This is a genomic window from Streptomyces bugieae, assembly GCF_036352915.1.
In the GTDB taxonomy this organism is placed as follows: Bacteria; Actinomycetota; Actinomycetes; order Streptomycetales; family Streptomycetaceae; genus Streptomyces; species Streptomyces endophytica.
Window position 1 is genome coordinate 1 of the sequence record NZ_JAZBJP010000016.1, and the last position, 26,874, is coordinate 26,874.

Below are 26,874 nucleotides of genomic sequence, written 5' to 3' on the forward strand. Positions count from 1 at the left end.
CCCCGCGCGCCCTACCTCCTGGAGCGCAACGAGATCTCCGTCGTCAACGCCGCCCTGCACCTGCACCGCCCGCTGCTGGTCACCGGCCGCCCCGGCGCCTTCGGGGGCGCGGTGGACGGCGACGACCAGGCCGACCACGGCCTGCCGTTCGCGGTCCCAGAGCGGGCCACCGCTGAAGCCCTCGGTGACCTGGGTGCCGCCGAGCACGTCCAGCGCGATCCAGGGCGGCGCCGAGACCCGGGGCACGGCCCGGACCGTGGGCAGCGGATTGCCGCTGGCCCATAACGCGATGGTCTCCCCGGCGTAGTTGTGCTGGAGGAACGGTGCGGGCTCGGCGCCCGGGGGCGGGGCGTCGGTGAGCTCCAGCACCGCGAGGTCGCCGTGGTACGGCACCCGGCCGGGGTCGGCCGGGCCGGGTCCGGTGGCCGTGGCGCGCGGCGGGGTCCACATCTCGCGGACGACCCGGGCGGTGAGGTCCACCCCGGCCGCGACGTGCGGCAGCCGGACCGTGACGGTCTCGCCGGGTCCCGGGGTGTCCTGGGAGAAACGCGCCCTGCCCAGGGCGCTGTTGACGACGTGGGCGCAGGTCAGGATCAGCCGCTCGGCGACCAGGACGCCCGCGCCGACGGCCCGTTCGCCGTCCCGTACGGAGGCGAAGGACAGCTGGAGCGGGGTGTCCGGACCTGCGCCGGCGATCACGGCGCCGCACCGCCCGGGGTGCCGGGGCCGGTCGGGGTGTCCGGGGTGCCCGTGCCGTCGTCGTCGCCGCGGTCGCGGTCGCGGTGGGCGGCGCGGTCGCCGTTGCGGCCGGTGCCGCGGTCACCGGCGAGGTTCCAGGTGGCGGAGACCTTGAAGCTGGCCTCGCCGTTGCCGGTGAAGACCCCGAGGCGCAGATCCGAGCCGAGGGTGACCCCGAACTCCACGGTGACCTCGTCCGGGCGGTGGCTGCCGGCCGAGATCGAGCGGTGGATCTGGCCGAGCACCCCGCCGAGCGGCCGCAGCGCCTCCTCCAGGACCTCGCCGCCGCGGGTCAGCGCCCGGCCCATCCGGCCGTCGACACTGACCGGCTGCGCGGAGCCGAACGCGTCCGGCAGCTCCAACTCGCCGTCAGCGGCGGTGGGTTGGCCGGACACCGGGCCCGGCGGGCCGTCGGCGGCCGCCGGCGCCTCCGCGCGCAGCCAGACGACGGTCCCGTCCTCCATCGTGAGCGGTACGTCCCCCATGTCGATCAGTTTGACACGGCCCGCACCGCCCCCGCGCGCACTTTTGCGTCACTCTCCGCCCTCTCGCACCGGTGGCCACCTGCGGAAAGTCCGTTCCAGAGGGGGCCGCACGGTACCTCGCGGGCCCGGCCGCGCCGACGCGCCGGATCACTCCACCCCGAGCGCCCGCGCCAGTTGGCGTGATTGCGCCACCAGCCGGTCCTCCGAATCCCACACCTCCGCGTCCTCCTCAAGGAACCCGCCGGCCAGATTGCGGGTGGTGATGGCGACCCGCAGCGGCCCCGGTGCCGGGCGGTGCCGGACGTGGACGGTCAGCTCGACGGTGGGGACCCAGCCGGAGAGCCCCATCTCGAACGCGGTGGGCGGCAGCGCGTCGACGGTCAGCAGGAGGGACAGCGGGTCGGGGTCCCGGCCGTCGGCGAGCCCGAACCAGGCGCGCATCTCGCCCCGGCCGGACGGTGCGCCGATGGCCCAGCCCGCGGTCGCCGGGTCCAGCCGGAGGTCGAGCCGCCCGGCGATGGCGGTGCTGCCGGGGATGGCCGACGCCCCGTCGGGGGCGCTGTCGGTGCCCAGGCAGTGCTCGTACGGCGGGATGGCGGGCGGTTTGGCCGTCGTGCGGACGTCGTCGGGCAGCGCGCCGAGATCGCCGTACGCGGCGAGCACCCGCAGCCGCTCGACCTCGCTGCCGTCCTCCGCGAACTGGACGAGGGTCGCGGTCCCGGTCGACATGGTGCGGCCGGTGCGCACCACTTCGGTGCGGATGACGGCCGGGCCGGGAACGGAGGCGGTGAGGTAGTGCGCGGTGACCGACAGCGGGTCGGGGTGCGGCAGGGCGTCGCCGAGGGCGCGGCCCATGAGGGCGAGGAGATAGCCGCCGTTGACCGCCTGGATGATCGTCCAGCCCGCCGAGAGCTGGGCTTCGTAGATGCCGGTTGCGCGGCGGGTGACCGCGGTGTCGCGGTCGAACTCACTGTTGCCTGAGGTGACCAGAGCCATGGCGGCACCGTACACGGATAAATTACCGACCGGTAGGGTCAGCTTCCCGGACGCAAGCGGAGAGCGTCGTTCCGTCCCTGCGATGATGACGCCATGCTTCACGTCCTCTACCTGGCCGGCGTCGCGGCCTTCGCGGCGAGCGGGGTGCTGGCCGCCTACCGCGCCAACATGGACCCCTTCGGCGGCCTGGTGCTCGCCTTCGCCGCGTCCATCTCCGGCGGCACGCTGCGCGATCTCATCCTCGACCGGCGGCCGCTGTACTGGACGCACGACTGGGTGCTGCTCACCGTGATCATCTGCGTCGGTGTCGGCACCATCATCTACCTGCGGTTCTGGTCGCTGCCCCGGAAGTCGCTGCTGGTGGTCGACGCGGTCGGACTGTCCGTGGTCACCGTGATCGGCGCCCGGGCCGCCATCGCGGCGGGCGCCACCCCGCTCGCCGTGATCATCCTGGCGGTACTCACCGGCGTCACCGGCGAGGTCATCCGGGACGTGCTGTGCGGCGAGTTCCCCCCGCTGCTGCTGCGCGAGGACGTCTACGCCATCGCCGCCCTGGCCGGCGCCGGCTGCCTCCTCCTGCTGCACCACCTCGGCGCCCGGCCCACCCCCGCCGCGGCGATCTCGGCGGGGGTGGTGTTCGCCCTGCGCATGGGCGCGGTCTACCTGGGGCTGCACCTGCCGCGCCCCCAGCAGCTCCGCCCCCGGCCGGGCAGCCGGCCGGACGCCGACTGACCCGCCCGGTACCGGCGGCCTACTTGGCGGACAGCTCCGGCTTGCTCTCCGTGTACAGCCAGGTGTCGAAGAAGTCCCCCAGCTTCTGCCCGGAGATCTTCTCGGCCAGCGCGACGAACTGGGCGGTGTGCGCGTTGCCGTAGCGGTGGGCCGCGGTCCAGGCCGGCAGCAGCTTGAAGAACGCCTGGTCACCGATGCGTTCGCGGAGCGCCTGGAGCGTCATCGCACCGCGTTCGTAGACCGCGTCGGAGAACATCGTGTCGCGCTGCGGATCGGCGATCTTCTGCTTCCAGAAGCCGTTGTCGGCCGGGATGGCGTCGTACGCCTTGCGGAAGGCGTCGTGGGCGCTCGTCGTGCCGCGGTGCTCGCCCCACAGCCACTGCGAGTAGGTGGCGAAGCCCTCGTTGAGCCAGATGTCCTTCCACTGCCGCACGGACACCGAGTCGCCGAACCACTGGTGGGCCAGCTCGTGGACGATGGTGCTCTCGCTGCGCACCCCCGAGTAGACCGGCTTGGACTGCACCTCCAGCGAGAACCCGGCCTGCGGCATGTCGTCGACGATCGCGCCGGTCTCCTCGAAGGGGTACGGCCCGAAGACCTTCGACCAGTAGTCGGTGGCCTCCGAGGTGATGCCGTACACGTCCACCTTGCCGGTGGGCAGGGTCGGATCGGTGGCCACGTAGACCGGGATGCCGCCCGGGGTGGTTCCGGTACGGACGTCGAACTTCCCGATGGTGGCGGTGGCGAGGTAGGTCGCCATCGGGCGGGACTCCCGCCAGTGGGCGTACGAGCGGCCGTGCGCCTCCCCGGAAGCGATCAGCCGGCCGTTGGAGACCCCGGTCAGGCCCTTGGGGGCGTCGATCCGGATGTCGTAGGTGGCCTTGTCGCTCGGGTGGTCGCTGGAGGGGAACCACGTCGAGGCGGCGTTCGGCTCGCAGCCGACGAACACCCCGTCCTTGGTCTTCATCCAGCCGTAGTCCGAGCCGAAGACGATCGGGCCGTTCAGCGGCTTGGGGACGCCGTGATAGGCGACCGTGACGGTGAACTTCCCGCCGCGGCGCAGCGCGAACTCCGGGCGGATGGTTATCTCGTCGCCGGATCTCGCGAAGTGCGCCCGCCGGCCGTTCACCCGCACCGAGTCGACGGTCAGCTGCTGCAGGTCGAGGTCGAAGGCGGAGAGGTTCTGGGTGGCCCGGGCGGTGAGCGTGGTGCGGCCGTCGAGCCGCCCGCTGTCGGGGTGGTAGCTGACGCCGAGGTCGTAGTGCAGGGCGTCGAAGCCGCCGTTGCCCATCTCGGGGAAGTACGGGTCGCCGACGCCGGGCGCGCCGGGGGTCGCCGCGGGGGCGGCGGCGATGGTGGCGGCCGAGGCCACCGCGGTGGCCAGAGCCAGCCAGCGGGAGGTGCGACGCGCGGTGCGGGAGAGTGCCATGAGCCATCCCTTCGGATGTCCGGATGAAGATCGATCGGAGATCGAACAACCGTGCTGACTCTGCACCCTCCCGCCGCGTTCCACCCGCGACTTTGCCAACTCGTCAGGAGTTACTTGTCACTTGATGCCTGACCTGTCAGCTCGTTGCCAGCTGCGGGCGCGGCACCCTCCGCGTTCTCCGGGTGGTGGCAGGCCACTTGGTGCCCGGTCCGCAGCGCGACCAGCGGCGGCTCGGTGGTGGCGCACACCTCGGTCGCCTTCCAGCAGCGGGTCCGGAACCGGCAGCCGGAGGGCGGGTTGATCGGCGAGGGCACGTCGCCCTTGAGCAGGATCCGGTCCCGCTGGGTGCGCCGCTTGGGGTCGGGCACCGGCACCGCGGACAGCAGCGCCTTGGTGTACGGGTGCATCGGCGTCTCGTAGAGCGCGGTGCGGTCGGCCAGCTCCACGATCTTGCCGAGGTACATCACCGCGATCCGGTCCGAGACGTGCCGGATGACCGAGAGGTCGTGGGCGATGATGACGTAGGTCAGGCCCAGCTCCTCCTGGAGGTCGTCCATCAGGTTGACGACCTGCGCCTGGATCGACACGTCCAGCGCGGACACCGGCTCGTCGGCGACCACCAGCTTGGGCTTGAGCGCCAGCGCCCGGGCGATGCCGATGCGCTGCCGCTGCCCGCCGGAGAACTCGTGCGGATAGCGGTTGTAGTGCTCGGGGCTCAGGCCCACCAGCTCCAGCAGCCGCTGCACCTCCTTCTTCACCCCGCCCTCCGGCTCGACGCCCTGGAGGCGGAAGGGGGTGGAGACGATGCCGCCGATGGTGTGCCGCGGGTTCAGCGAACCGTACGGGTCCTGGAAGATCATCTGGACGTCGCGGCGCATCGGCCGCAGCCTGCCCGGCGACAGATGGGTGATGTCGGTGCCCTGGAACTCGATCGAACCGCCGGTCGGCTCGTCGAGCCGGGTGATCAGCCGGCCCATCGTCGACTTGCCGCAGCCGGACTCGCCGACCACGCCGAGCGTCTCCCCGGGCCGTACGTCGAAGTCGATGCCGTCGACCGCCTGCACCGCACCGACCTGCCGCTTGAGCAGGCCCTTGGTGATCGGGAAGTGCCGGACCAGCCCGCGCACCCGGAGCAGCGGCTCGGCGTCGTCCCCGGACCCGGCCGGTGCCGCGTCCGGCGACTTCTGGAGCGGGATCGTGGTGTTCTCGTCGTCAGTCGTCTCGGTCACAGCTTCGGCGCAATCTCTTCGGTCCAGATACGCTTCCGCTCCTCCGGCGCCATGTGGCAGGCGGAGAAGTGCCCGCCGCCCGCCTCGCTCAGCTCGGGGCGGACCGTACGGGTGAGGTTGTCCTTGGGGACGTCCGCGTACGGGCAGCGGGGGTTGAAGGCACAGCCGGACGGGACGTTGATCAGGCTGGGCGGGGAGCCCTTGACCGGGATCAGCCGCTCGGTCTGCGCGCGGTCGATGCGCGGCATGGAGCCGAGCAGCCCCCAGGTGTAGGGGTGCTGGGGCTCGTAGAAGACCTTCTCGGCCGGGCCGCGCTCGACGCACCGGCCGCCGTACATCACCAGCAGGTCGTCGGCGAGCTCGGCGACCACGCCCAGGTCGTGGGTGATGATGATGACCGCCGAGCCGAACTCCTTCTGCAGATCGCGGATCAGGTCCAGGATCTGCGCCTGGACGGTGACGTCCAGGGCGGTGGTCGGCTCGTCCGCGATGAGCAGCTCGGGGTTGTTGACCAGCGCCATCGCGATCATCGCGCGCTGGCGCATACCGCCGGAGAACTGGTGCGGATGGTCGTCGACCCGCTTGTCGGGCTGCGGGATGCCGACCCGGTCGAGCATCTCGATCGCCCGCTTGCGCGCGGTCTTCTTGTCCACGTCGTTGTGGACCCGGTAGGCCTCCGTGATCTGCTTGCCGACCGAGTAGAACGGGTGCAGCGCGGACAGCGGATCCTGGAAGATCATGGCCATCTCGCGGCCGCGCAGCCGGCGCACCTCGTCCGGGTCGGCGGAGACCAGCTCCTTGCCGTCCAGCCAGATCTCGCCGGACATCCGGACCTTGTTGCGCTGCTGGCGCGAGGCGCGGTGCAGGCCCATCACGGCGAGCGAGGTCACCGACTTGCCGGAGCCGGACTCGCCGACGATGCCGAGCGTCTTGCCCTTCTCCAGGCTGAAGGTCAGCCCGTCGACGGACTTCACCAGGCCGTCGTCGGTGGGGAAGTGCACCTTCAGGTCGCGCACGTCGAGGAAGGCGGACGTCTGCGGTGCCGTGGTCGGGGTGGCCGCCGCGGTGGCGGTCCTGTCCTCGGAGGAGTCGGTCACGAGAGCCTCACCCGCGGGTCGACGGCGGCGTACAGAACGTCCACCACCAGGTTGCAAATGACGATGAAGAACGCGGCGAGCAGGGTGACGCCGAGGATGTTCGGCAGGTCGTTGGCGTTGATCGCCTCGACGGCGAAGGCGCCGACTCCCTTGAGCGAGAAGACCTGTTCGGTGATGAGCGCGCCGCCGAGCAGCAGGCCGAGGTCCATGCCGAAGACGGTGATGATCGGGGTGAGTGCGGCGCGCAGACCGTGCCGGACGACCACCTTGCGCTCCTGCAGGCCCTTGGCGCGGGCGGTGCGGATGAAGTCCTCGGCCAGCGTCTCCAGCATGCCGGCCCGGGTGAGCCGGGCGTAGAGCGCGGAGTAGAGGAAGGCCAGGGTCACCCAGGGCAGCACCAGGGTGCGGGCCCAGAGGAACGGGTTGTCCAGCAGCGGTACGTAGTCGCTGCGTTCGAAGATCGGCCACTGATAGGTGAACAGGGCCAGGGCCAGCGCACCGGTGAAGAACATCGGGAGGGAGACGCCGGCCAGCGCCACGCCCATCGCCGCACGGTCGAAGAACGAGCCGGGGCGCAGCGCGGAGAGCACGCCGGTGGCGACGCCGGAGACGACCCAGAGCACGGCCGCGCCGGCGGCCAGCGAGAGGGTCACCGGGAGCCGGGACTGGATCTCCGGCCAGACCTCGATGTGGGTCTTGAACGAGTAACCGAAGCACGGCACGTGGCACTTGGCCGCTTCCGGGCCGAACTTGTAGTCGACGCCGACGAAGATGCCCTTGAGGAAGTCCCAGTACTGCTCGTACACGGGCTTGTCCAGGCCGAGGTTCTTCTTCACCGCGGCGATGTCCGCGGCCGTGGGGGCCTTTCCGATGTACTGCTGGGCAAGCTGGTCGGTGCTCTGCCCGGCCAGTTTCGGCAGCAGGAAGAAGATGCCGAAAGTGACCGCGCTGACGATCAGCAGCAGGATCACTGCGCTGATCAACCTGCGGATGATGTACGAGAACACGGGGATGCGGCGTCGGCGCCGCGGGCCGGCCGGAACCGGCCCGCGGACACCAATGCCTTCACCTGCCTTCCAGGGCTGCTACTTCTTGACGCCGATGTTGAGGTAGTCGTACTGACCGCTGAAGGCCGAGGTGGACACCAGGTTGGTGGCCTTGGGCGAGCGGTACATCAGGACCTTGAAGTAGGTGAGCGGGACCAGCGCCGCCTGCTCCATCGTCTTCTTGTCGATCTCGGCGTACGCCTTCTCGCGGGCCGCCTTGTCGGTGTTGGCGATGGCCGTTTCGAGCAGCTTGTTGATCTCCGGGTCGTCCAGCTCGGACAGGTTCGTGTTGCCGGACTTGCTGATCGCCTTGCCGTTCAGGATCTGCTGCAGGTAGCCGTAGCCGGTGGGGAAGTCGGAGCCCCACTGCATCATGATCAGGCCGACGTTGTTCTTCTTGTTGAACTCCGGCACACCGGCGTAGTCCGAGAAGTACTTGCTCGTCGGGTACGACTGGATCTTGGCGGTGACGCCGATCTTCTTGAGCGACTCGATGACCGAGGTGGCCGCGTCGACCTCGTCCTGGCGGTCGTTGCGGGCCAGGATCGTGGTCGTGGTCTTGCCGGCGCCGCACTTGTCCCAGTGCTTCTTGGCCTCGCTCAGGTCGAGCTTGTCGCCGGTGTACTTCTGCGGGTACAGGTCGTACTTCTGGTAGCCGGCGATGTCGGTCGGCAGGACCGTGGAGGCCAGCTCACCGCGGATCGGGCCGCCGAGCGCGGTCTGCACGGCCTTCTTGTCGATCGCGTACTCGATCGCCTTGCGGCACTCGAGGTTGTCGAACGGCTTCACCTTGGTGTTGATCGCCGTGTAGACGAGGCGCTGGCCGAGCGCGTTGTCGGTGTTGGCCTTCTCGTCGGAGTTGGTCAGGAGCTGGGCCTGCGTCTGGCCGTCGACGCCGCGGCCGGCCAGGTCGACCAGGGTGTTGCCGGACTGGAGGTCCTTGTCGATCGTCGACTGGGCGACCTTCAGGTTCAGCACGATCTTGTCCGGGAGCTGCTTGCGCAGCGGGTCGGTCTTCGCCGACCACTGCGGGTTGCGGACCAGGGTGAGCTGCTTGCCCTCCTGGTAGCTCTGGAACTTGTACGAGCCGGTGGACAGCACCGACTTGGTGTAGTCCGCGCCCTTGTCCTTGGCCTGCGGGACCGGCGCGGTCTGCGGGGCGCTGACCAGGTAGTCGAACTCGGCGAACGGCTTCTTGAGGTGGAAGACGATCGTCTGGTCGTCGGGGGTCTCGATGGACTTCAGACCGGCCTTGCTCTTGTCCTTGTACGGACCCTTGTAGCCGCCGCCGTCGTTGTCCTTGAGGAACTGCTGGAAGTAGTTCGGGCCCAGCGAGAGCACGTCACGCGCGAAGTTGGAGCGCTCCACGGCGTACTTGACGTCCTGCGAGGTGACGGTGGAGCCGTCCTCGTACTTGATGCCCTTGCGGAGCTTGTACGTCCAGGTCTTGCCGCCGTCGCTGGGCTTGCCCATCGACTCGGCGAGGTCCGGGACCAGCTGGTTGCCCTTGGGGCCGGGGCCCGGCTTGAAGGTGGTCAGCGGGCGCGCGTAGAGCCGGCTGAAGTTGTAGATGAAGGCGTAGTAGGTGTTGCCCGGGTCGAACGACTCGGGGGCGTCGCTCATGGCGTAGGTGACCGTGCCGCCCTTGGCGTCCGAGGCGTTGACGACGCCCTTGGTGGCCGCGTTGGCCTCCCCTGAGCCCTCCGAGGAGCCCTTGCCCCCGCTGCAGCCGGCCAGCAAAAGGCCCGCACTGGTGATGGCCGCTATGGTCGCGACCGGAACTGACCTTCGCATGGTGGTCGGTGTCCCCTTCGTTCGGTCTTCGTACGGTCTTCGTTCGTCGAGAAACGTCACAACACAAAGCGCGGTGGCGGCTGGGGCGGGTTGCCCGCGGTGCCGTCAGCGGCTGCGCGGGTCCAGCGCGTCCCGCAGACCGTCACCGAGCAGGTTGAACGCGAGCACGGTGACGAAGATCGCGAGGCCGGGGACGATCATGTACTGGGGGTCGACCTCGTAGTACTTGACCGCCTGGTTGAGCATGCCGCCCCAGGAGGCCTGGGGCGGCTGGATGCCGACGCCCAGGAAGCTCAACGCGGCCTCGAAGAGGATGTTGGAGGGGATCAGCAGCGTCGAGTAGACGATGATGGGGCCCACCAGGTTGGGCAGCAGCTCCCGGAAGAGGATGAACGGTCCGCGCGCGCCCATGCCCCGGGCGGCGTCCACGAATTCCCGCTCGCGCAGCGACAGCGTCTGCGCGCGCACGATCCGTCCCATGTACGGCCAGTTGAAGAAGCCGATCACGAAGATCAGCACCGAGATGTGCAGCGGCAGGCCCTCCAGGCCGAAGGCGCCGCCCTGCAGCGAGGCGGAGATCGCGATGGCGAACAGCAGCAGCGGGAACGCCAGGAAGACGTCCATCATGCGGCTGATGAAGGCGTCCACCCGCCCGCGGTAGAAACCGGCGATCACGCCGAGCACGGTGCCGATGGCGACCGACAGCAGCGTCGCGCCGAACGCCACGATCAGCGACACCCAGGAGCCCTCCAGGACCCGGGCGAGCAGATCGCGGCCGAACTTCGGGTCCACGCCGAGCAGGTGGTCCCCGCTCATCCCGCCGAAGTCCCCCTTGGGCAGCGTGGTGTTGGGGTCGATCAGCGACTCGTTGGGCGCGTTGGGGTCCAGTCCGAGCAGGGCCTGCAGCGGACGGGAGAGCGCCGCGACGGCGATCAGCAGGATGACAACGATGGCACCCGCCACCGCGACCTTGTCCCGCCGGAAGCGCAGCCATGCGATCTGGCCGAGCGAACGCCCTTCGATGCGCTTGCTCGACACGCCCTCCAGCACCGCTTCCGGCTGCGCCTCGGCAGCCGCCCCGGTGGTCTCGATCGGTGCGGTCACGGTGCCTTTGACCCCTCTCGGCCGACGGTGGCCGGCCCCTGCCCGCCGCGGTAGCGGCCTGGTTCACGTCAATTGGTGCACTGCGGAGCAAGTCCGGTGATCCTCATGGGAGTTCACCTTGCGGAAGGAAGCGGTTCACCCGACGCCGACCGGAATGACGCTCGCACAAAGGACCGAGGCCCTTGTTGTTTCCGGAGTCTTCATCCCCTTCGCGATCAGTCACCAGCCCTGACAGGGAAAGGATGCGCAACTGTGATGTGCTCCACGACTTTCCGTTATACGGACACAAGTTCGGGCTGAGCGGAGCGAAGAGCCGCGGGAGAGCACCTCAACCGCGGGGCGTACGGGGCGAATTCACCACAAGAAACCTGCCGGAGCGACACGCTCCGACAGGAGAGACGGGCGGGGGCCACCCGGAGGGCGTCGTTGAGGGGTGGTGGTCGGGCGACGGGCGGGCCTGTCAGTAAGGGCGGGGGTAGCCGTAGCCGTACGAGGGCGCCGGCGGCTGGGCCGGCTGCTGGGTGTAGCCGTCACGGTCGAAGAACGGCCGCGCGGCGGCCCGCATCCACATGGCGACCGGGTCGTACTCGTCGTTCATCGCGACCGTGGAGACCGGCAATCCGTCCGGAACGGCACCGATCGACTGCTGGATCATCAACCGGGCGGAATCCACCGCCTGCGGGCCGGTGTCGTACAGATCCAGACCGATCGCCAGATACGGGGCGCCGAGCGCGGGCTGCACCCAGGCGCGGCGCAACGACCGTACGGCGGGCGTGCGATGGGCGTTCTGCGCCAGCAGCGCGTAGAACTGCGGGATGTCGATGACCGGATCGGAGATCCGCAGCGGGCCGGCGGGCAGCCGGTCGAGGCCGCCGGCGATCCGGCGCAGATCCAGCCACGGAATGCCGACTCCGCCGCCGGGAGCGTGCGGATTCAGCCACAGTCCCCAGCGGTCGGGGAAGAGCGCGGCGGCGATCTCCAGGCCGCTGACGACCTCGTGGTCGCGGTTCCAGCCGGAGGCGGCGAGTTCGGGCGCGGAGGTCACGCACGGCGCGTAACCGAGGCCGTCGACCTCCATGTTCCCGTACTGCGCGTCGGGCGAACCGGCCCGGCCGTGCCAGAGCAGCATCCAGACCTGGCCCGCGGCGAGTGCGTGCAGCAGCGCCTCGTAGGCGTCGTAACGGCCGGGCGAGACCTGCTGCAGCAGCTGCTCCAGCTGTCCGGTCGCCGGCGGCCCCTGATGCGCACCCGCACTCACGTGGTCCGTCCCTTCTCTCGGCAGGGCACGTGTGGGTGCGCCCGCGCGTCATCCAACCAGCTTAGGGCTTGCCGATGGTCCAGGGCCGGAAGGCCGCGGCCTCCGCGACAACGGCGAACCCTAGGAGTGCTCGCGCGAGTAGAACGGCCGTACCCGCTCCAGCATCCAGTCGGCGACCGGGTCGCCCTGGGCGAGGTCGAGCATGACGAGCTGCACGGGCCAGGGCACCGGCACCGCGCCGAGGGCCCGTCCCAGGCCCGCGAGCACCGCGTCGCGGGCCGATCCGTCGTGCAGCGCCTCGGGGACCGTAGCGACCTGGACACCGACGAACAGCGCGGGCGTGTCGCCTTCGACACTGGCCAGGACACGCCGGGCAGTCAGGACAATTCCGACGCCGGAGAACTCCAGTCCGGCGGCGGCCAGGAAGTCCACCGGCTCGTCCTGCCAGTCCGGTTCGAAGAGCCGCACCCGGCCGCCGCTCGGCAGTGCGCCGGTGTCCGGTTCCTGACGTCCCGAGCGGCACAATTCGGCCACCGCGGGCGGCGGTACCGGGACGCCGACCGTCCCGTCCGGGTTCACCACGATCCCGATCTTCGGCGGCAGCCCGCGGGCGAACTCCCGGGCCGGGGCGACGGTGAAGGACATGTGCGAGCCGACGACCCGCAGGAACTCCTGCTCGGAGCTGTAGACCGGGACGTAGGCCAGCCCGCCGATGTCGACGGTGGGCAGGTCCAGCCCGGCGGTACCGAGGCCCGCGCCGTCCGGGCCGCCGCCGTTGGGCAGCGGCACCCACACCCGGCTGCGGCCCAGGACCTCGACGATCCGGCCGCCGGCGCCGGGATGCCCGACCGACGCGGCCAGCACCTCTTCGAGCTCGTTCGCCGGCCAGGCCAGCTGCGGTATCCCCTGCTCCGGAAAGTTCATCTGCATCCACCCGTGTTCCACACCGCACTCCGCGCTTTCTGGCCCATGACCCTAGACGAGGGAAGGCCGGTGCCGCGCGTACGGTGCCGGGTCCCGCCGCGACGAGCGGCGGCGCGGGCGAAGGGGCGGCATCGGTCAGCGGAAGGTGAGGGTTTCCAGGGCGCTCGCCGCGCGGCGGTCCAGCAGCACGGCCGAGGCGAATCCCCGCGGCAGCCGGGCCGCCTCCGCGCCGCCGACCAGCCCGGCCACCGCCCGGCGGTGCCGGGCGAAGGCGTACCCCGACACCCCGCGGCCGCGCGCCTCCTGGCCGGCCCGGGCCACCTCCGGTGCCACGTCGAGCAGCACGAGGTGCAGCCCGCGGCCGCCGCGGCCGGCCGCCCGGGCGATCCACCGGCGCACCCACGCCAGCGTCCCGCAGTCGTGCACCACCACGCTGCGGCCGGAGCGCAGCGCCCGGCCGAGCGCCAGATAGTGCGCGGCCCGGACCAGCGGGCGGTACAGGCCGTAGGGCAGCCGGCGCAGCCGGCCGCGCTCCCAGCGCTCGCGGACGTCCTGGGAGTCGATCCGGTGCACCTCGGCCCCGCCGCCGTCCAGCGGCGGCACGACGCGGTGCATCAGGGTGCTCTTGCCGCTGCCCGGCAGGCCGGAGACGACCACCAGGTCACCGGGCGGGAACCGCAGCTCGGCGGCGGCCCGGGCCCGGCCGGCGCCGCGCAGGTCCACCACCCGCGCGCCGCGCCCCGGCCGGACGACCGGACGCGCCGGGCGCCGGGCCCGGGGCGCGGCGGCGCGGACCGTCACCGGCTCGGCGGCGCGGACCGCCACCGGCTCTTCGGGTCCGGCCCCCGATGTGGCCGCGAGTGCCGCGTCCCTGTGCATCGTGATCACCCTCCCCGTCCGGGTTGCGGTCCGGCCCGAGGCCGGTTCCCTACCCGCAGAGTGTCAAGAAAAGGTAATGGCCATCAAGGTGATTGTGCGATCCGCCCACGTCGGGTGCGGTGCGGCGACCGGGCCTCCTGTATTCGGCGATCCCGTGCAATGATGTGCGCGCCACGTGCACATCTCGGTTCACCCGTGCACCGCCAACTCCATACCGGCCGCTTGAATCCGCGCGGGAGAGTCCCCGGCCGCCACGGCGGGGCGCCGAAGGAGCAAGTCCTCCCTTGAATCTCTCAGGCCCCTATACCGCGCGGGCGAGGCAGATCTGAAAAGCGAGCCCGGCCCGGCCCACGGGGCGGCTCCACCCAAGGTGCAAACCGGGCCCGTTCGCGGGCTCCCGGTGAACCTCTCAGGTTCCGATGACAGATGGGGAGAACGTCTTGTCACCCCTGCCTGGGAGCCCAGAACCATGACTGATGCCCCCCGCCGCACGGCGCTCGATGCCACGCATCGGGCACTCGGCGCGACCATGACCGACTTCGCCGGCTGGGACATGCCACTGCGCTACGGCAGCGAGCGCGACGAGCACGTCGCGGTCCGCAGCCGCGCCGGCCTCTTCGACCTCTCCCACATGGGCGAGATCACCGTCACCGGCCCGCAGGCCGCCGACCTCCTCGACTTCGCCCTGGTCGGCAACATCGGCGGGGTGAAGACCGGCCGCGCCCGGTACACCATGATCTGCAACGCCGAGGGCGGCATCCTCGACGACCTGATCGTCTACCGCTTGGCCGACCAGGAGTACATGGTCGTCGCCAACGCCTCCAACGCCCAGGTCGTGCTGGACGCGCTGACCGCTCGGGGCGGCGGCTTCGACGCCGTGGTCCGCGACGACCGGGACGCCTACGCGCTGCTCGCGGTGCAGGGCCCGGAGTCCCCCGGCATCCTCAAGAAGCTGACGGACGCCGATCTGGACGGGCTGAAGTACTACGCCGGCCTGCCCGGCACGGTCGCCGGCGTCGAGGCGCTGATCGCCCGTACCGGCTACACCGGCGAGGACGGCTTCGAGCTGTTCGTCCGGCCGGCCGACGCGGTCGCCCTCTGGGAGGCGCTGACCGAGGCCGGCAAGGACGTGGGCCTGGTGCCGTGCGGGCTGTCCTGCCGGGACACCCTGCGCCTGGAGGCGGGCATGCCGCTGTACGGGCATGAGCTCACCACCGCCATCACCCCGTTCGACGCCGGCCTGGGCCGGGTCGTGAAATTCGAGAAGACGACCAACAACGGCGACTTCGTCGGCCGCGCCGCGCTGGAGGTGGCCGCCGAACGCGCCGAGGCCGCCCCGCCGCGCAAGCTGGTCGGGCTGATCGCCCAGGGCCGCCGGGTCCCACGCGCGGGCTACCCGGTCGTCTCCGCCGACGGCACGGTGATCGGCGAGGTCACCTCGGGCGCCCCCTCCCCCACGCTCGGCCGGCCGATCGCCATCGCGTACGTCGACGCGGCCTACGCCACACCGGGCACCGAGGGTGTCCACGTGGACATCCGTGGAAGCCATGAGCCGTACGAGGTCATCGCGCTGCCCTTCTACAAGCGGCAGAAGTAACGGTTCGTCCCGGCGGACCGGGCGGCGGCGCGCCACCGCGCGTCTCACTGTGCAAGACGCTCCCCCCGGACTTCGTCCGGGGAGGTGCCCCCATTCACGATCACACCCTCGCGTACAGGAGAATCGAGCCATGAGCAACCCCCAGCAGCTGCGCTACAGCAAGGAGCACGAGTGGCTGTCGGCCGCCGAGGAAGGCGTCTCGACGGTCGGCATCACGGAGCACGCGGCGAACGCGCTCGGCGACGTCGTCTACGTGCAGCTCCCTGAGGTCGGCTCCACGGTCACGGCGGGCGAGAGCTGCGGTGAGCTGGAGTCGACCAAGTCGGTCAGCGATCTCTACGCGCCCGTGCACGGCGAGATCGTGGAGATCAACGAGGACGTCGTCAACGACCCCTCGCTGGTGAACTCCGCCCCGTTCGAGGGCGGTTGGCTGTTCAAGGTGAAGATGAGCGACGAGCCCGCCGAGCTGCTGACGGCCGACGAGTACGCCGCGTTCATCACCGAGTGAGCCACCCCGCCCGGAAGTGCTCTGCGCCCTCCGACCCCTCCAGGAAAGACTCATGTCGCTTCTGAACAGCTCCCTGCACGAGCTCGACCCCGACGTCGCCGCGGCCGTCGACGCCGAGCTGCACCGCCAGCAGTCCACCCTCGAAATGATCGCCTCGGAGAACTTCGCTCCCGTCGCGGTCATGGAGGCCCAGGGCTCCGTCCTCACCAACAAGTACGCCGAGGGCTACCCCGGCCGCCGCTACTACGGCGGCTGCGAGCACGTCGACGTCGTCGAACAGATCGCCATCGACCGCATCAAGGCCCTCTTCGACGCCCCTTACGCCAACGTCCAGCCCCACTCCGGCGCCCAGGCCAACGCCGCCGCCATGTTCGCCCTCCTCAAGCCGGGCGACACCATCCTGGGTCTCAACCTCGCCCACGGCGGGCACCTGACCCACGGCATGAAGATCAACTTCAGCGGCAAGCTCTACCACGTCGTGCCGTACCACGTCGACGAGAAGACCAACCTGGTCGACATGGACGAGGTCGAGCGCCTGGCCAAGGAACACCGGCCCAAGCTCATCGTCGCCGGCTGGTCCGCCTACCCCCGCCAGCTCGACTTCGCCGCCTTCCGCCGCATCGCGGACGAGGTCGGCGCCTACCTCATGGTCGACATGGCCCACTTCGCGGGTCTGGTCGCGGCCGGGCTGCACCCGTCGCCCGTCCCGCACGCCCACGTGGTGACCACCACCACCCACAAGACCCTCGGCGGTCCCCGCGGCGGCGTCATCCTCTCCGCCACGCCCGAGATCTCCAAGAAGATCAACTCTGCCGTCTTCCCCGGTCAGCAGGGCGGTCCGCTGGAGCACGTCATCGCCGCGAAGGCGGTCTCCTTCAAGGTCGCCGCGTCCGACGAGTTCAAGGAGCGCCAGCAGCGCACCCTGGAGGGCGCCAAGATCCTCGCCGAGCGCCTGGTCCAGGACGACGTCACCGAGCACGGTGTGTCGGTCCTGTCCGGCGGCACCGACGTCCACCTCGTCCTGGTCGACCTGCGCAACAGCCAGCTCGACGGCCAGCAGGCCGAGGACCGGCTCCACGAGGTCGGCATCACCGTCAACCGCAACGCCATCCCCAACGACCCCCGGCCCCCGATGGTGACCTCGGGTCTGCGGATCGGCACCCCGGCCCTGGCCACCCGCGGCTTCACGGCCGAGGACTTCCGCGAGGTCGCCGACATCATCGCCCAGGCCCTCAAGCCCGACTACGACGCGGAGGCCCTCAAGGCCCGGGTCACCGCGCTCGCGGAGAAGTACCCGCTGTACCCGTCGCTGTGACGCGTCTCATGCGGTGATCCTCCGGACCGTCGCCGAGCGGCGGACGGAGGGTCAACGGGCCGTGAGCCCGGGGCCGTTGGTCCCGGGCTCATGGTCTGCTCACCCGGATTTTCCTCCCCTTTCCTCGCTCTCGCGCGCCCTCACGGCGGAACCGGTGATTCACGGTGATTCGCGCGAAATAAGGTGTCAGCTCGCAGCGGCCCTTCAACGGCGAGGGGGCATTTTCGACAGCAGGACGGACGACACCACCCCATGGACATGAGCGCGGGCGACCGGAAGGGGCTCAGCCTCTTCGCCCTCATCATGATCGGCATCGGCTCGATCTTCGGCTCCGGCTGGCTCTTCGGCGCCGGTGCCGCCGCCCAGGTGGCGGGCCCGGCGGCGCTGGTCGCCTGGGTGATCGGTGCCGTCTTCATCGGCATGATCGCGATGTCCTACGCGGAGGTCGGCGCGGCCTACCCGATCCCCGGCGGAATGGCCCGCTACGGTCACCTCTCGCACGGGCCGGTGCTCGGCTTCGTCACCGGCTGGGCGGTGTGGATCGCGGTCGCCTCGCTCATCCCGATCGAGTCGATCGCCGCCACCCAGTACATGACGTCCTGGGACTTCGGCTGGGCGAAGGGGCTGGTCGAACCGGCCGGCCACCAGCTCTCGGCGTCCGGCATGGCCGTGGCGCTGGCCCTGACCGTCGCGCTCTGGCTGACCTGCTACTGGTCGGTGCAACTGCTGGCCCGCGCGAACACCGTGCTCACCGTGGTGAAGTTCGCCATCCCGGTGGCCGCCGTGGCGGCGCTGGCCGCCTCCGGCTTCCACACCTCGAACTTCACCGCGCAGGGCGGCTTCGCCCCGTACGGGTGGCCGGCCGTGCTCACCGCCGTCACCACCTGCGGCGTGGTCTTCGCCTTCAACGGGTTCCAGGCCGTGGTCAACCTCGGCGGCGCCGCCCGGAACCCCGGCCGGGCCATCCCGGTCGCCCTGGTCGGTGCGCTCGCCCTGGGCCTGGTGATCTACCTGGCGCTGCAGACCGCGTACCTGGGTGCGGTGCCGCCCGAGCAGCTGGCCCGGGCCGGCGGCTGGCAGGGCGTGAACCTGAGCTCGCCGTTCGCCGACCTCGCCAGGCTGCTGATGCTGCACTGGGTGGTCACGATGCTGCAGTTCGGCGCGTTCATCTCGCCGGCCGGCTCCAACATCGCCAACGTGGCCTCGGCCGCGTACATGGTCACCAACCTGGCGGAGACCGGCTTCTTCCCGCGGAGGCTGGCGGCCGTGCACCCGCGGTACGGCACCGCCCGCCCGGCGATGTGGCTCAACCTCGGCTTCTCCGTCCTGTTGCTGCTGACCGTCGGGCGCAGCTGGCAGGCGCTGGCCGGGGTGGTCTCGGCGGCCATGGTCATCTCGTACCTGATCGGCCCGATCGCGGTGGGGGTGCTGCGCCGGACCGCGCCGGAGCTGCCCCGTCCGTTCCGGCTGCCGGCCGCCGGGGTCCTCTGCCCGGTCACCTTCGCCTTCGCGGCCTGCGCCCTGTACTGGTCGAAGTGGCCGGACACCGGCAAGGTGACCGCGCTGACGCTGGTGTCCGTGCCGATCGCGGTGCTGGTGCTGCGCCACCAGGCCGGGTCCCTCGGCGCGGCACGGCTGCGGCGGCAGTTCGCCCCGGCCTGGTGGATGATCGCCTTCCTGCTCTGGCTGGCTGCGCTGTCCGCGCTGGGCAGCCCGGACTTCGGCGGGCGCGGCGTCATCCCCGACGGCCTGGACATCGCCCTGGTCGCGCTCTCCGCGCCGGCCTTCTACTTCTGGGCCGTACGGGCCGGCGTGCGGGCCCGTACGACCGGTCTGACCGGTCCGCCCGCCGCCACGGTGGCCGGCCCGGCACCCGCGGTGACCCCGACACCTCCTGTTACACCCACCGACGGCCGCCCGACGGTTTCCGTCTGACGGCACCGCGCCGGGTCCGCGTTACGCTCGACATTCGGCGCAGAAACGTACCTCCTGTCCCATAGCTCCACCGTCCACCACGAGCAGACAAGGGAGTCCGCCCCCGTGGCCATCTCCGTCTTCGACCTCTTCTCCATCGGCATAGGTCCCTCCAGCTCCCACACCGTCGGCCCGATGCGCGCCGCCCGGATGTTCGCCGGCCGGCTCAAGAAGGACGGTCTGCTCGCCCGCACGGCCCGCGTCCGCGCCGAACTCTTCGGCTCGCTGGGCGCCACCGGCCACGGCCACGGCACCCCCAAGGCCGTCCTGCTCGGCCTGGAGGGCGACTCCCCCCGCACCGTCGACGTCGAGACCGCCGACGACCGCGTCGCGGCGATCAAGGAGTCCGGGCGGATCAGCCTGCTCGGCGCCCACGAGATCGCCTTCGACTTCGACGAGGACCTGGTCCTGCACCGCCGCAAGACCCTGCCGTACCACGCCAACGGCATGACCATCTGGGCCTACGACGCGGACGGCGCCGAGCTGCTCGGCAAGACGTACTACTCGGTGGGCGGCGGCTTCGTCGTCGATGAGGACGCGGTGGAGGGCGAGAACCCGATCGTCCCGGACGACACGGTCCTGAAGTACCCCTTCCGCACCGGCGACGAGCTGCTGCGCCTGTCCGAGCAGACCGGGCTGTCCATCTCCGCCCTGATGCTGGAGAACGAGAAGGCCTGGCGCACCGAGGACGAGATCCGCGAGGGCCTGCTGGAGATCTGGCGGGTGATGCAGGCCTGCGTGACGCGCGGCATGTCCCGTGAGGGCATCCTGCCGGGCGGCCTGAAGGTCCGCCGGCGGGCGGCCGGCTCGGCCCGCAAGCTGCGTGCCGAGGGCGACGCCACCGCCCGCGCCATGGAGTGGATCACCCTCTACGCGATGGCCGTCAACGAGGAGAACGCCGCCGGCGGCCGGGTCGTGACCGCGCCGACGAACGGCGCCGCCGGCATCATCCCGGCCGTGCTGCACTACTACATCAACTTCGTGCCCGGTGCCGACGAGGACGGTGTGGTGCGCTTCCTGCTCGCCGCCGGCGCCATCGGCATGCTCTTCAAGGAGAACGCCTCCATCTCCGGCGCCGAGGTCGGCTGCCAGGGCGAGGTCGGCTCGGCCTGCTCCATGGCCGCCGGCGGCCTGGCCGAGGTCCTGGGCGGCTCCCCCGAGCAGGTGGAGAACGCCGCCGAGATCGGCATGGAGCACAACCTCGGCCTGACCTGCGACCCGGTCGGCGGCCTGGTCCAGATCCCGTGCATCGAGCGCAACGGCATGGCCGCCGTCAAGGCCGTCACCGCCGCCCGCATGGCGCTGCGCGGCGACGGCCGTCACCACGTCTCCCTCGACAAGGTCATCAAGACCATGAAGGACACCGGCGCCGACATGTCCGTCAAGTACAAGGAGACCGCCCGCGGCGGCCTCGCCGTCAACATCATCGAGTGCTGACGGCGACGGCCTGAAACGTCGGCCCCGGCGCGGCTACCTGCCGATCTCCCAGGCGAAGGGCGGGAGTTCGCGGGCCCGGGAGTAGATCTCCAGGGCGTGCCGCGCCGGGACGAACGGGTGCACGCGGGCGCCTTCGAGGCCGGCCAGCAGGCGGGCGCAGTGGTGGACGCAGCCGGCCACCTCGCGGCCGTGGCGGTCCACGATGGTGGCGGCGTCCTGCGGCCCCTCGCACGGGGTGGGGTCCTTGACGGCGGCGGCCGGGCAGCGGCCCTGCGGGGCGCCGGCGACGGTCTCCTGGTCGGCTGCCGGGCGCGGGAGCCGGGCGTCGAACGGCTGGTTCATGGCGATCTCCCCCTGGCGGTGCGGTGCGGTCGTACCTGCCGTGGGCGGTGGCGGGATCCTTGCGGTCCCGGCGCCCAGGACAGTGGTGCTCGGCGCGGGCGGCGTCCATGCCGCCTTGGGGAAGACCTGGTCGGATCGTCAGCTATTCATGGGAATGCCCACCCCTGGGCTGCGTGGCCCCGGAGTGCGCCCGGGGCGCCCGGCGGCGGAAGGCGGCCGGTTCCAGGAGCAGGGCGAGGGTGAGCCAGGTGGCGGCCAGCAGCCAGCCGCCGACGACGTCGCCGAGCCAGTGGACGCCCAGGTAGACCCGGGTGAGGCCGACCCCGGCGGCCCAGAGGGCGAGGACCGCGCACCAGGTGCGGGCGACGGCGGGGCCGCAGCGGTGCGCCAGGCCCCAGGCGAGCAGGCCGGCCGCGAGGGCGGAGGTGGTGGCGTGGCCGGAGGGGAACGCGTATCCGGTGGCGTGCCCGGCCCAGTCGGCGACCGGCGGACGGGCCCGGGCGAGCAGTTCCATCAGGCCGTAGCGGACCGCCTGGCCGACGGCGAGGACGACCACGGTGCAGGTCACGGCCCGCAGGCGGCCGGTCGCGCCGCGGCCGGCCAGCAGTCCGGCGAGGACGGCCATCAGGTAGGGGACGAGGCCGGTGCCGGTGGCGGTCAGGGCCCGTGCCAGTGACCGCACCGGCTCGCCGTGGTGGGCGGCGGCCCAGTGGACGATGTCCTGTTCGAGGGCGAGCGGGGTGCCGTGGCGTACGGAGACGGTGACCGCGGTGGCGGCGAAGAGCACCGCACAGACCGCGGCCAGGGCGAGGAGCGCGCCGTTGCCCGGCCGGGGGACTGATCCGGGGCCCAGCCCCGGCCGTGGTTCCCGGCCCGCCACCGGTTCGGGGCCCGGTCCGGGCCCGGTCCCCGGCTCCCCTTCCGGCGCGGTCACCGCGCGGCCACCAGGGGGCGCAGCCGGGTCGCGCGGAGCCGGGCGACGGCGGGGGCCGCGCGGGGCGCGAGCGGGGTGAGGGCCCAGGCCACCAGGCCGCCGGCGAGCAGGCCGACGGCGGCGTCGTGCGGGTAGTGGGCGCCGATCCAGACCCGGGAGGCCGCCATCAGGACGGCGGCCACGGCGGCGATCCGGCCGAGCCGCCGGTCGCACAGGAGGAGCGCGACCGCGGCGGCCGCGGCGATGGCGGAGTGGTTGCTGGGGAAGGACCAGTCGCCGGGCCCGGGGCAGGTCTCGACGGTGAGGGTGTGCAGCGTCCGGCACGGCCGCTGCTCGTCGAAGAGGCTCTTGACCAGGTCGTTCGCGGCGTAGGCGACGACCACGGTCACGGGGGCGGCCAGGGCCGTGGCCATCGCGCCGGGCCCGCGGTGGCGCGCCCGCCACCAGGCGAGCAGCATCAGCACGGCGAAGAGCGCCAGGCCGTAGTCGCTCCAGGCGGCGACGGCGGTGTTCAGGCCGTGCGGGGCGCGGTGCGCGAGGCCGGTGATCCAGGTGTAGGCGGCGCCGTCGATGGCGGCTCCGCCGAGGGCGAGGGAGGTCACGGGTGCTGCTCCTCCGGGTCGGAAGTCGCCGGGCGCCGGCGGGCGCGCAGCACCTCCAGGGCGATCGGGGTCAGCGACACCGCCACCACGAGGGCCACCAGCGGCAGCAGATAGCGGTCGACGTTAGGGACGGACGAGCCGAGTGCGTATCCGGCGAGGGTGAGGCCGAGCGTCCAGAGCAGTCCGCCGGTGATCTGCCAGAGGGTGAAGGTGCGGGCGGGCACGTGCAGGGCCCCGGCCAGCGGGTTCAGCACGGTGCGCACGATCGGCACGAAGCGGGCGAGGACGATGGCCTTGGCGTGGCCGTAGCGGGCGAGGTACTCCTCGGCCCGGGCGGCGCCCTCGTGCAGCTTGCGGGCGCGGCTGCGGGCCAGCAGGGCGCGGCCGCCGCGCCGGCCGAGCCAGTAGCCGGTCTGGGAGCCGGCGAGCGTGCCGGCCGCGGCCGCGAGGAGCACCTGGGGCAGGGCGAGGTGCACGGCGCCGCCGGCGCCCGGGGCGCAGAGCAGCCCGGCGGTGAAGAGCAGGGAGTCGCCGGGCAGGAAGAACCCGACCAGCAGTCCGGTCTCGGCGAACAGGACGACGGCGACGCCGAGCGCCCCGAACGCGGCGAGCAGCGAGCCGGCGTCGAGCACGTCGACGGCCTGGCCCATAGCCGTCGCCCCGGCTGTGACCTGCGCGAACGCAGCGGCTACGGCCATGTCGGTGGCCCCTCCCATAATGGGTTGCGGGCCTGCCGTGCGACCGGCCCGACCGACTACAGTCACGTAGACGGTCTACGGAACTGTAGACGACGAGCAGGTGAAGGGCGTTCCCATGTCGGAGACACCACCCGTGCAGCGGCGCCCCTCCGGCGAGCTGGAGGCGAGCGTGCTCGCCGCGCTCTGGACGGCCGAGGTGCCGCTCAGCCCCGCCGAGGTGCAGAGCGCCCTCGGCGGCCGGCTGGCCCGTACGACCGTCACGACGATCCTGTCCCGACTGCACGACAAGGGCGCGGTGTCCCGCTCCCGGGCGGGCCGCGGCTTCGTGTACTCCCCGATACAGGACTCCGCGGGGCTGACCGCCCGGCGGATGCGCAGCGAGCTCGACAAACAGCACGACCGCGGCACCGCGCTCGCCCGCTTCGTCTCCCAACTCACCCGCGAGGACGAGCAGTTGCTGCGTTCCCTGCTGGAGGGCGCCGGGGACGGCCCCCAGGGGACGCCGCCCGCCCCGGGGGCCGCCCCGTGATCATCGCCGTCTGGATCCCGCTGCTGATGCCGCTGCTCGCGGTGCCCGCCGCCCGCCGGCTGGCCGAGTCGCTGCCGCCGCGCGCCGCGGCCTGGCTGCTGACCGGCTGCGCCGCGCTGCTCGCCGGCTGCACGACCGCCGCGCTCGGCCTGCTGGCGGCCGCCGGGGCACTGCGGCTGCCGCCGGTCGCCGCCCTCGGCCACCTCTCCCTCCCGCTGGCCGACGGCGATCCGGCCGTCATGCTCCCCGCCGCCGGGGCCGCCGGCGTCCTGCTGGCCGCCTGCGCCCTCGCCGCCGCGTACCGCGCCCGCCGCCACCGCACCGAACTGCGCACGGCCCGGCGCGCCACCGCACCGCACCCGGTCTCCGGCGATCTGTGCGTACTGCCGGACGCCGAGCCCGACGCGTACGCCCTCCCGGGGCGGCCGGGCCGGGTCGTGGTCACCGCCGGGATGCTGCGGGCGCTGCCCGCCGCCGAGCGCGAGGCGCTGTTCGCCCACGAGCGCGCCCATCTGGCCGCCCGGCACCACCTCTTCCTGCTCACCGCCGCGCTCGCCGAGATCTGCCATCCGCTGCTGCACGGCCTGCGGGCGCCGCTGGCGTACGCCCTGGAGCGCTGGGCGGACGAGGCGGCCGCCGCCCGGGTCGGCGACCGCCGGGTCACCGCCCGCGCCATCGGCCGCGCCGCCCTGGCCGCCGGCCCGCACGCCCCGGCACCGCACCGCCCCCGTACGGTCCTCGCCGCGACCACCGGCCCGGTGCCGCGCCGGGTCGCCGCGCTGCTCGGCTCGGGGCCGGCCGCCGGCCGGCCCCGGACACGGTCCGGCTTCCGCGGCCGCCGGCTCGTCGCCGCGGCCCTGCTCAGCTGCGTCACGTTCTCCGCGGCCGCCGCCCTGGACGCCGCCGCGGACCTGCACGCATCGGTGGAGGTGGCCCAGGGCGAGGCCCGCTGAGGGACCGGCCGGCTCTCCGGCCCGGCCCGGTCAGTGGGCGTATCCCCGGCCGACCGTGAAGCCCAGGACGGCGCCGCCGCCGGGGCGGGCGGCCGCGAAGGCGTGGCCGCCGTGGGCGGTGGCGATCTCCCGGACGATGGCGAGGCCGAGACCCGAGCCGGGGAGCCCGCGGGCGGCCGCCGAGCGGTAGAAGCGGTCGAAGACCCGGGTGAGGTCGGCCTCGGCGATCCCCGGGCCCCGGTCGAGGACCTCGATCCGGGCGCCGGTGACCCGCACCTCGATCGGTTCGGTGCCGCCCGCGTCGAACTTGGCGGCGTTCTCCAGCAGATTGCCGATCGCCCGGTTCAGCGCGGCCGGCCGCCCCCAGGCCACCGCCGGGCGGAGGGTCCGTACGGTGATCTCACGGCCGGTGCGGCGGCGGGCCGACGCGGCCGCCTTCTCCGCGACCTCCGCCAGGCTCACCTCCGACAGCGGGTCGTCGTCGCGCTGCCCGGCCGCCAGCCCGACCAGCTCGTTGACCAGATCGCTGAGCTCCCGGGCCTCGCCCGCCAGGTCGGCGAGCAGCTCCTCGCGGGCGTCCGGCGGCAGGTCGTCGAACCGCTTCAGCAGCGAGATGTTGGTCCGCAGCGAGGTCAGCGGGGTGCGCAGCTCGTGCCCGGCGTCCTGCACGAGGCGCTGCTGGTCCTGGACGGCACTGGCCAGCCGCCCCAGCATGTCGTCGAAGGCCCGTCCCAGCCGGGCGACCTCGTCCCGGCCGGCCACCGGCACCGGCACGTCCAGCCGCCCGTGCTCGGCGACGCTCTCCGCGACCGACGTCAGGCGCACCAGCCGGCCGGTGATCCGGCGCGCCAGCCACCAGCCGACCGTGCCGGCCAGCGCGATGACCACCGCCGCCAGCAGGACGGTGCGCTGCTGCAGCGCCGACAGCAGGTCCTCGGTCTCGCTGAACTTCTGGGCGACCTGCACCGCCCCGCGGCCGTCACCGAGCGCGACGGTCGCGACGTGGTACTCGTCGTCGCCGATGTCCGCCTCCCGCTCCGCGTACCGGCCGGCCTGCGGGTCGGTGGCGATCCGGCGCTCGGCGGCACCGGCCGGCAGGGCCGGGCGCCCCAGCTCCACGATCCGGCCGCCGGCACCCAGGATCTGCACGTCGGTACGGGTCGGCCGGGTCAGGTCGTCGCGCGGCCCGTCGTGGTCCGGGTCGGAGGCCGCGTAGTCGGCGGGCCCGAACTCCTTCTCCTGCACCTGGGTGCGCAGATCCCGGACGACCTCGGAGAACACCGACCTCTCGTCCACCCGCACCAGCCGCGCGGCCGCGTCGTAGCTGAGGAACCCCACGAGCACGGTGACCACCGCGGCCCCGGTCGCGAACGCCACCGCGAAGGCGGTCCGCAGACTGGCCGGCCGGCGGGTGCGCAGCCAGGCCGTCCGCCCGCGGTCCCGCCAGGCGCCGGCCCGGGACCGGAACCAGGCCCGCAGCCGGCCGGGCACGTCAGTCCTCCCGCAGGACGTAGCCGACGCCCCGCACCGTGTGGATCAGCGGGCGGCTGCCCGGGACGTCGACCTTGCGCCGCAGGTAGCCGACGTACACCGCGAGATTCTTGGAGCCCGGCCCGAAGTCGTAGCCCCAGATCCGGTCGTAGATCGTCGAGTGGTCCAGGACGATCCCGGCGTTCCGGGCGAGCAGCTCCAGCAGCTCGAACTCGGTCCGGGTCAGCTCCAGCTCCCGGTCCCCGCGCCAGGCGCGGCGCGAGGGCCCGTCGATCCGCAGGTCCGCGGCCTCGACGACCCCGCTGTCCACCGCCCGCACGTCGTACCCGCCGGCCGCTTCGTCCCCGCCCGGCCCGGGAGCCGCCGCGGGAGCCGCCCCGGGAGCGCCGCCCACCGCCGCCTCGGCCCCGCCCGCCGTGGTCCGCCGCAGCAGCGCCCGCAGCCGGGCGAAGACCTCCTCGACCTCGAACGGCTTGACCACGTAGTCGTCCGCCCCGGCGTCCAGACCGGCGATCCGGTCCGCGGTCTCGACCCGGGCGGTCAGCATCAGGATCGGGGTGCGGTCCTGCTCGGCCCGCAGCACCTGGCACACCTGCAGCCCGTCGATGCCCGGCATCATCACGTCCAGCAGGATCACGTCCGGCCGCTCGCGGTGCGCGGCGGCCAGCGCCTGGATGCCGTCGGCGACCGCGGTGACCCGGTACCCCTCGAGGGTCAGGGCACGCTCCAGGGCGGTGCGGATGGGGCGGTCGTCCTCGGCGAGCAGTACGGAATGGGTCACCC

General features: G+C 72.3%; 26 protein-coding genes and 2 riboswitches. Of the genes, 8 read left to right on the plus strand and 18 right to left on the minus strand.

From position 1 onward, the window contains the following. The 3 genes from V2J85_RS23110 to V2J85_RS23120 all read right to left on the minus strand — a co-directional run. A partial coding sequence (locus V2J85_RS23110; protein WP_419836825.1) for a trypsin-like peptidase domain-containing protein occupies nucleotides 1-699 on the minus strand: 699 nt, incomplete at its 3' end. Further along, entirely contained in the window at nucleotides 696-1,223 is a 528-nt protein-coding gene (locus tag V2J85_RS23115; protein ID WP_330822624.1) for a CU044_2847 family protein, read from the minus strand. The genes V2J85_RS23115 and V2J85_RS23110, both read right to left, overlap by 4 nt. A gap of 147 nt (nucleotides 1,224-1,370) precedes the next feature. Then, nucleotides 1,371-2,219 (minus strand): thioesterase family protein, encoded by an 849-nt coding sequence (locus V2J85_RS23120; RefSeq protein WP_261955582.1) that lies wholly within the window; start codon nucleotides 2,217-2,219, stop codon nucleotides 1,371-1,373. A gap of 93 nt (nucleotides 2,220-2,312) precedes the next feature. Here V2J85_RS23120 and V2J85_RS23125 point away from each other — a divergent pair, with 93 nt between their 5' ends. Beyond that, the gene (locus V2J85_RS23125; RefSeq protein WP_261955583.1) at nucleotides 2,313-2,951 is read left to right on the plus strand and encodes a trimeric intracellular cation channel family protein; all 639 of its coding nucleotides are present in this window, start codon (nucleotides 2,313-2,315) and stop codon (nucleotides 2,949-2,951) included. A 19-nt stretch (nucleotides 2,952-2,970) separates the two neighbouring features. Here V2J85_RS23125 and V2J85_RS23130 read toward each other — a convergent pair whose 3' ends face one another. The 9 genes from V2J85_RS23130 to V2J85_RS23170 all read right to left on the minus strand — a co-directional run bounded on the left by V2J85_RS23130 (nucleotide 2,971) and on the right by V2J85_RS23170 (nucleotide 13,711). Beyond that, entirely contained in the window at nucleotides 2,971-4,380 is a 1,410-nt protein-coding gene (locus V2J85_RS23130) for a M1 family metallopeptidase (RefSeq protein ID WP_261955584.1), read from the minus strand. 110 nt (nucleotides 4,381-4,490) lie between these two features. Then, nucleotides 4,491-5,609 (minus strand): ABC transporter ATP-binding protein, encoded by a 1,119-nt coding sequence (locus V2J85_RS23135; protein WP_330822625.1) that lies wholly within the window; start codon nucleotides 5,607-5,609, stop codon nucleotides 4,491-4,493. Beyond that, nucleotides 5,606-6,706 (minus strand): ABC transporter ATP-binding protein, encoded by a 1,101-nt coding sequence (locus V2J85_RS23140; protein ID WP_261955585.1) that lies wholly within the window; start codon nucleotides 6,704-6,706, stop codon nucleotides 5,606-5,608. Before V2J85_RS23140 ends, V2J85_RS23135 begins: the two co-directional genes overlap by 4 nt. Then, nucleotides 6,703-7,713: an ABC transporter permease gene (locus V2J85_RS23145; protein ID WP_261955586.1), complete on the minus strand. Its 1,011-nt coding sequence runs from the start codon at nucleotides 7,711-7,713 to the stop codon at nucleotides 6,703-6,705. Before V2J85_RS23145 ends, V2J85_RS23140 begins: the two co-directional genes overlap by 4 nt. Before the next feature lie 78 nt (nucleotides 7,714-7,791). Then, nucleotides 7,792-9,546: an ABC transporter substrate-binding protein gene (locus V2J85_RS23150; RefSeq protein ID WP_261955587.1), complete on the minus strand. Its 1,755-nt coding sequence runs from the start codon at nucleotides 9,544-9,546 to the stop codon at nucleotides 7,792-7,794. 105 nt (nucleotides 9,547-9,651) lie between these two features. Next, on the minus strand, nucleotides 9,652-10,650 hold the full coding sequence (locus tag V2J85_RS23155) for an ABC transporter permease (protein WP_261955588.1): 999 nt from the start codon (nucleotides 10,648-10,650) through the stop codon (nucleotides 9,652-9,654). A 460-nt stretch (nucleotides 10,651-11,110) separates the two neighbouring features. After that, the gene (locus V2J85_RS23160) at nucleotides 11,111-11,908 is read right to left on the minus strand and encodes an enhanced serine sensitivity protein SseB C-terminal domain-containing protein (RefSeq protein WP_261955589.1); all 798 of its coding nucleotides are present in this window, start codon (nucleotides 11,906-11,908) and stop codon (nucleotides 11,111-11,113) included. A gap of 120 nt (nucleotides 11,909-12,028) precedes the next feature. Beyond that, nucleotides 12,029-12,832: an enhanced serine sensitivity protein SseB gene (locus V2J85_RS23165; RefSeq protein WP_261955590.1), complete on the minus strand. Its 804-nt coding sequence runs from the start codon at nucleotides 12,830-12,832 to the stop codon at nucleotides 12,029-12,031. A 135-nt stretch (nucleotides 12,833-12,967) separates the two neighbouring features. After that, nucleotides 12,968-13,711 (minus strand): AAA family ATPase, encoded by a 744-nt coding sequence (locus V2J85_RS23170; RefSeq protein WP_330822626.1) that lies wholly within the window; start codon nucleotides 13,709-13,711, stop codon nucleotides 12,968-12,970. Between the two features lie 223 nt (nucleotides 13,712-13,934). Next, nucleotides 13,935-14,030: riboswitch (glycine riboswitch) on the plus strand. Beyond that, nucleotides 14,031-14,147: riboswitch (glycine riboswitch) on the plus strand. 33 nt (nucleotides 14,148-14,180) lie between these two features. Here V2J85_RS23170 and gcvT point away from each other — a divergent pair. The 5 genes from gcvT to V2J85_RS23195 all read left to right on the plus strand — a co-directional run bounded on the left by gcvT (nucleotide 14,181) and on the right by V2J85_RS23195 (nucleotide 20,542). Next, a complete protein-coding gene (gene gcvT, locus V2J85_RS23175; RefSeq protein WP_330822627.1) occupies nucleotides 14,181-15,308 on the plus strand; it encodes a glycine cleavage system aminomethyltransferase GcvT in 1,128 nt (375 codons plus the stop codon). A gap of 130 nt (nucleotides 15,309-15,438) precedes the next feature. Beyond that, complete coding sequence (gene gcvH / locus V2J85_RS23180; RefSeq protein ID WP_261955593.1) at nucleotides 15,439-15,816, plus strand: glycine cleavage system protein GcvH; 378 nt, start codon at nucleotides 15,439-15,441, stop codon at nucleotides 15,814-15,816. 52 nt (nucleotides 15,817-15,868) lie between these two features. After that, nucleotides 15,869-17,131 (plus strand): serine hydroxymethyltransferase, encoded by a 1,263-nt coding sequence (gene glyA, locus V2J85_RS23185; protein WP_261955594.1) that lies wholly within the window; start codon nucleotides 15,869-15,871, stop codon nucleotides 17,129-17,131. Nucleotides 17,132-17,383: 252 nt separating this feature from the next. Continuing rightward, a complete protein-coding gene (locus V2J85_RS23190; protein ID WP_261955595.1) occupies nucleotides 17,384-19,066 on the plus strand; it encodes an APC family permease in 1,683 nt (560 codons plus the stop codon). A 105-nt stretch (nucleotides 19,067-19,171) separates the two neighbouring features. Then, nucleotides 19,172-20,542: an L-serine ammonia-lyase gene (locus V2J85_RS23195; RefSeq protein ID WP_261955596.1), complete on the plus strand. Its 1,371-nt coding sequence runs from the start codon at nucleotides 19,172-19,174 to the stop codon at nucleotides 20,540-20,542. Nucleotides 20,543-20,575: 33 nt separating this feature from the next. On the opposite strand, the gene V2J85_RS23200 is transcribed toward V2J85_RS23195, so the two are convergent. From V2J85_RS23200 to V2J85_RS23215, 4 genes are all read right to left on the minus strand, one after another. Next, nucleotides 20,576-20,884, minus strand: a complete 309-nt coding sequence (locus V2J85_RS23200) for a hypothetical protein (RefSeq protein ID WP_330822628.1) — start codon at nucleotides 20,882-20,884, stop codon at nucleotides 20,576-20,578. Between the two features lie 142 nt (nucleotides 20,885-21,026). Then, entirely contained in the window at nucleotides 21,027-21,818 is a 792-nt protein-coding gene (locus V2J85_RS23205; RefSeq protein WP_261955598.1) for a phosphatase PAP2 family protein, read from the minus strand. Beyond that, entirely contained in the window at nucleotides 21,815-22,420 is a 606-nt protein-coding gene (locus tag V2J85_RS23210; protein WP_330822629.1) for a phosphatase PAP2 family protein, read from the minus strand. Before V2J85_RS23210 ends, V2J85_RS23205 begins: the two co-directional genes overlap by 4 nt. Beyond that, nucleotides 22,417-23,118 carry a DedA family protein gene (locus V2J85_RS23215; RefSeq protein WP_261955600.1) on the minus strand — a complete coding sequence of 234 codons (702 nt, stop codon included), beginning with the start codon at nucleotides 23,116-23,118 and terminating at the stop codon, nucleotides 22,417-22,419. Before V2J85_RS23215 ends, V2J85_RS23210 begins: the two co-directional genes overlap by 4 nt. 115 nt (nucleotides 23,119-23,233) lie before the next feature. On the opposite strand from V2J85_RS23215, the gene V2J85_RS23220 reads away from it, so the two are divergent. Next, the gene (locus V2J85_RS23220; protein ID WP_330822630.1) at nucleotides 23,234-23,647 is read left to right on the plus strand and encodes a BlaI/MecI/CopY family transcriptional regulator; all 414 of its coding nucleotides are present in this window, start codon (nucleotides 23,234-23,236) and stop codon (nucleotides 23,645-23,647) included. Further along, the gene (locus V2J85_RS23225; RefSeq protein ID WP_261955602.1) at nucleotides 23,644-24,600 is read left to right on the plus strand and encodes a M56 family metallopeptidase; all 957 of its coding nucleotides are present in this window, start codon (nucleotides 23,644-23,646) and stop codon (nucleotides 24,598-24,600) included. Before V2J85_RS23220 ends, V2J85_RS23225 begins: the two co-directional genes overlap by 4 nt. A 30-nt stretch (nucleotides 24,601-24,630) precedes the next feature. Here V2J85_RS23225 and V2J85_RS23230 read toward each other — a convergent pair whose 3' ends face one another. Further along, nucleotides 24,631-26,091, minus strand: a complete 1,461-nt coding sequence (locus V2J85_RS23230; RefSeq protein ID WP_261955603.1) for a sensor histidine kinase — start codon at nucleotides 26,089-26,091, stop codon at nucleotides 24,631-24,633. Nucleotide 26,092: 1 nt separating this feature from the next. Continuing rightward, a complete protein-coding gene (locus V2J85_RS23235) occupies nucleotides 26,093-26,872 on the minus strand; it encodes a response regulator transcription factor (protein WP_261955604.1) in 780 nt (259 codons plus the stop codon). Between the last annotated feature and the right edge of the window lie 2 nt (nucleotides 26,873-26,874).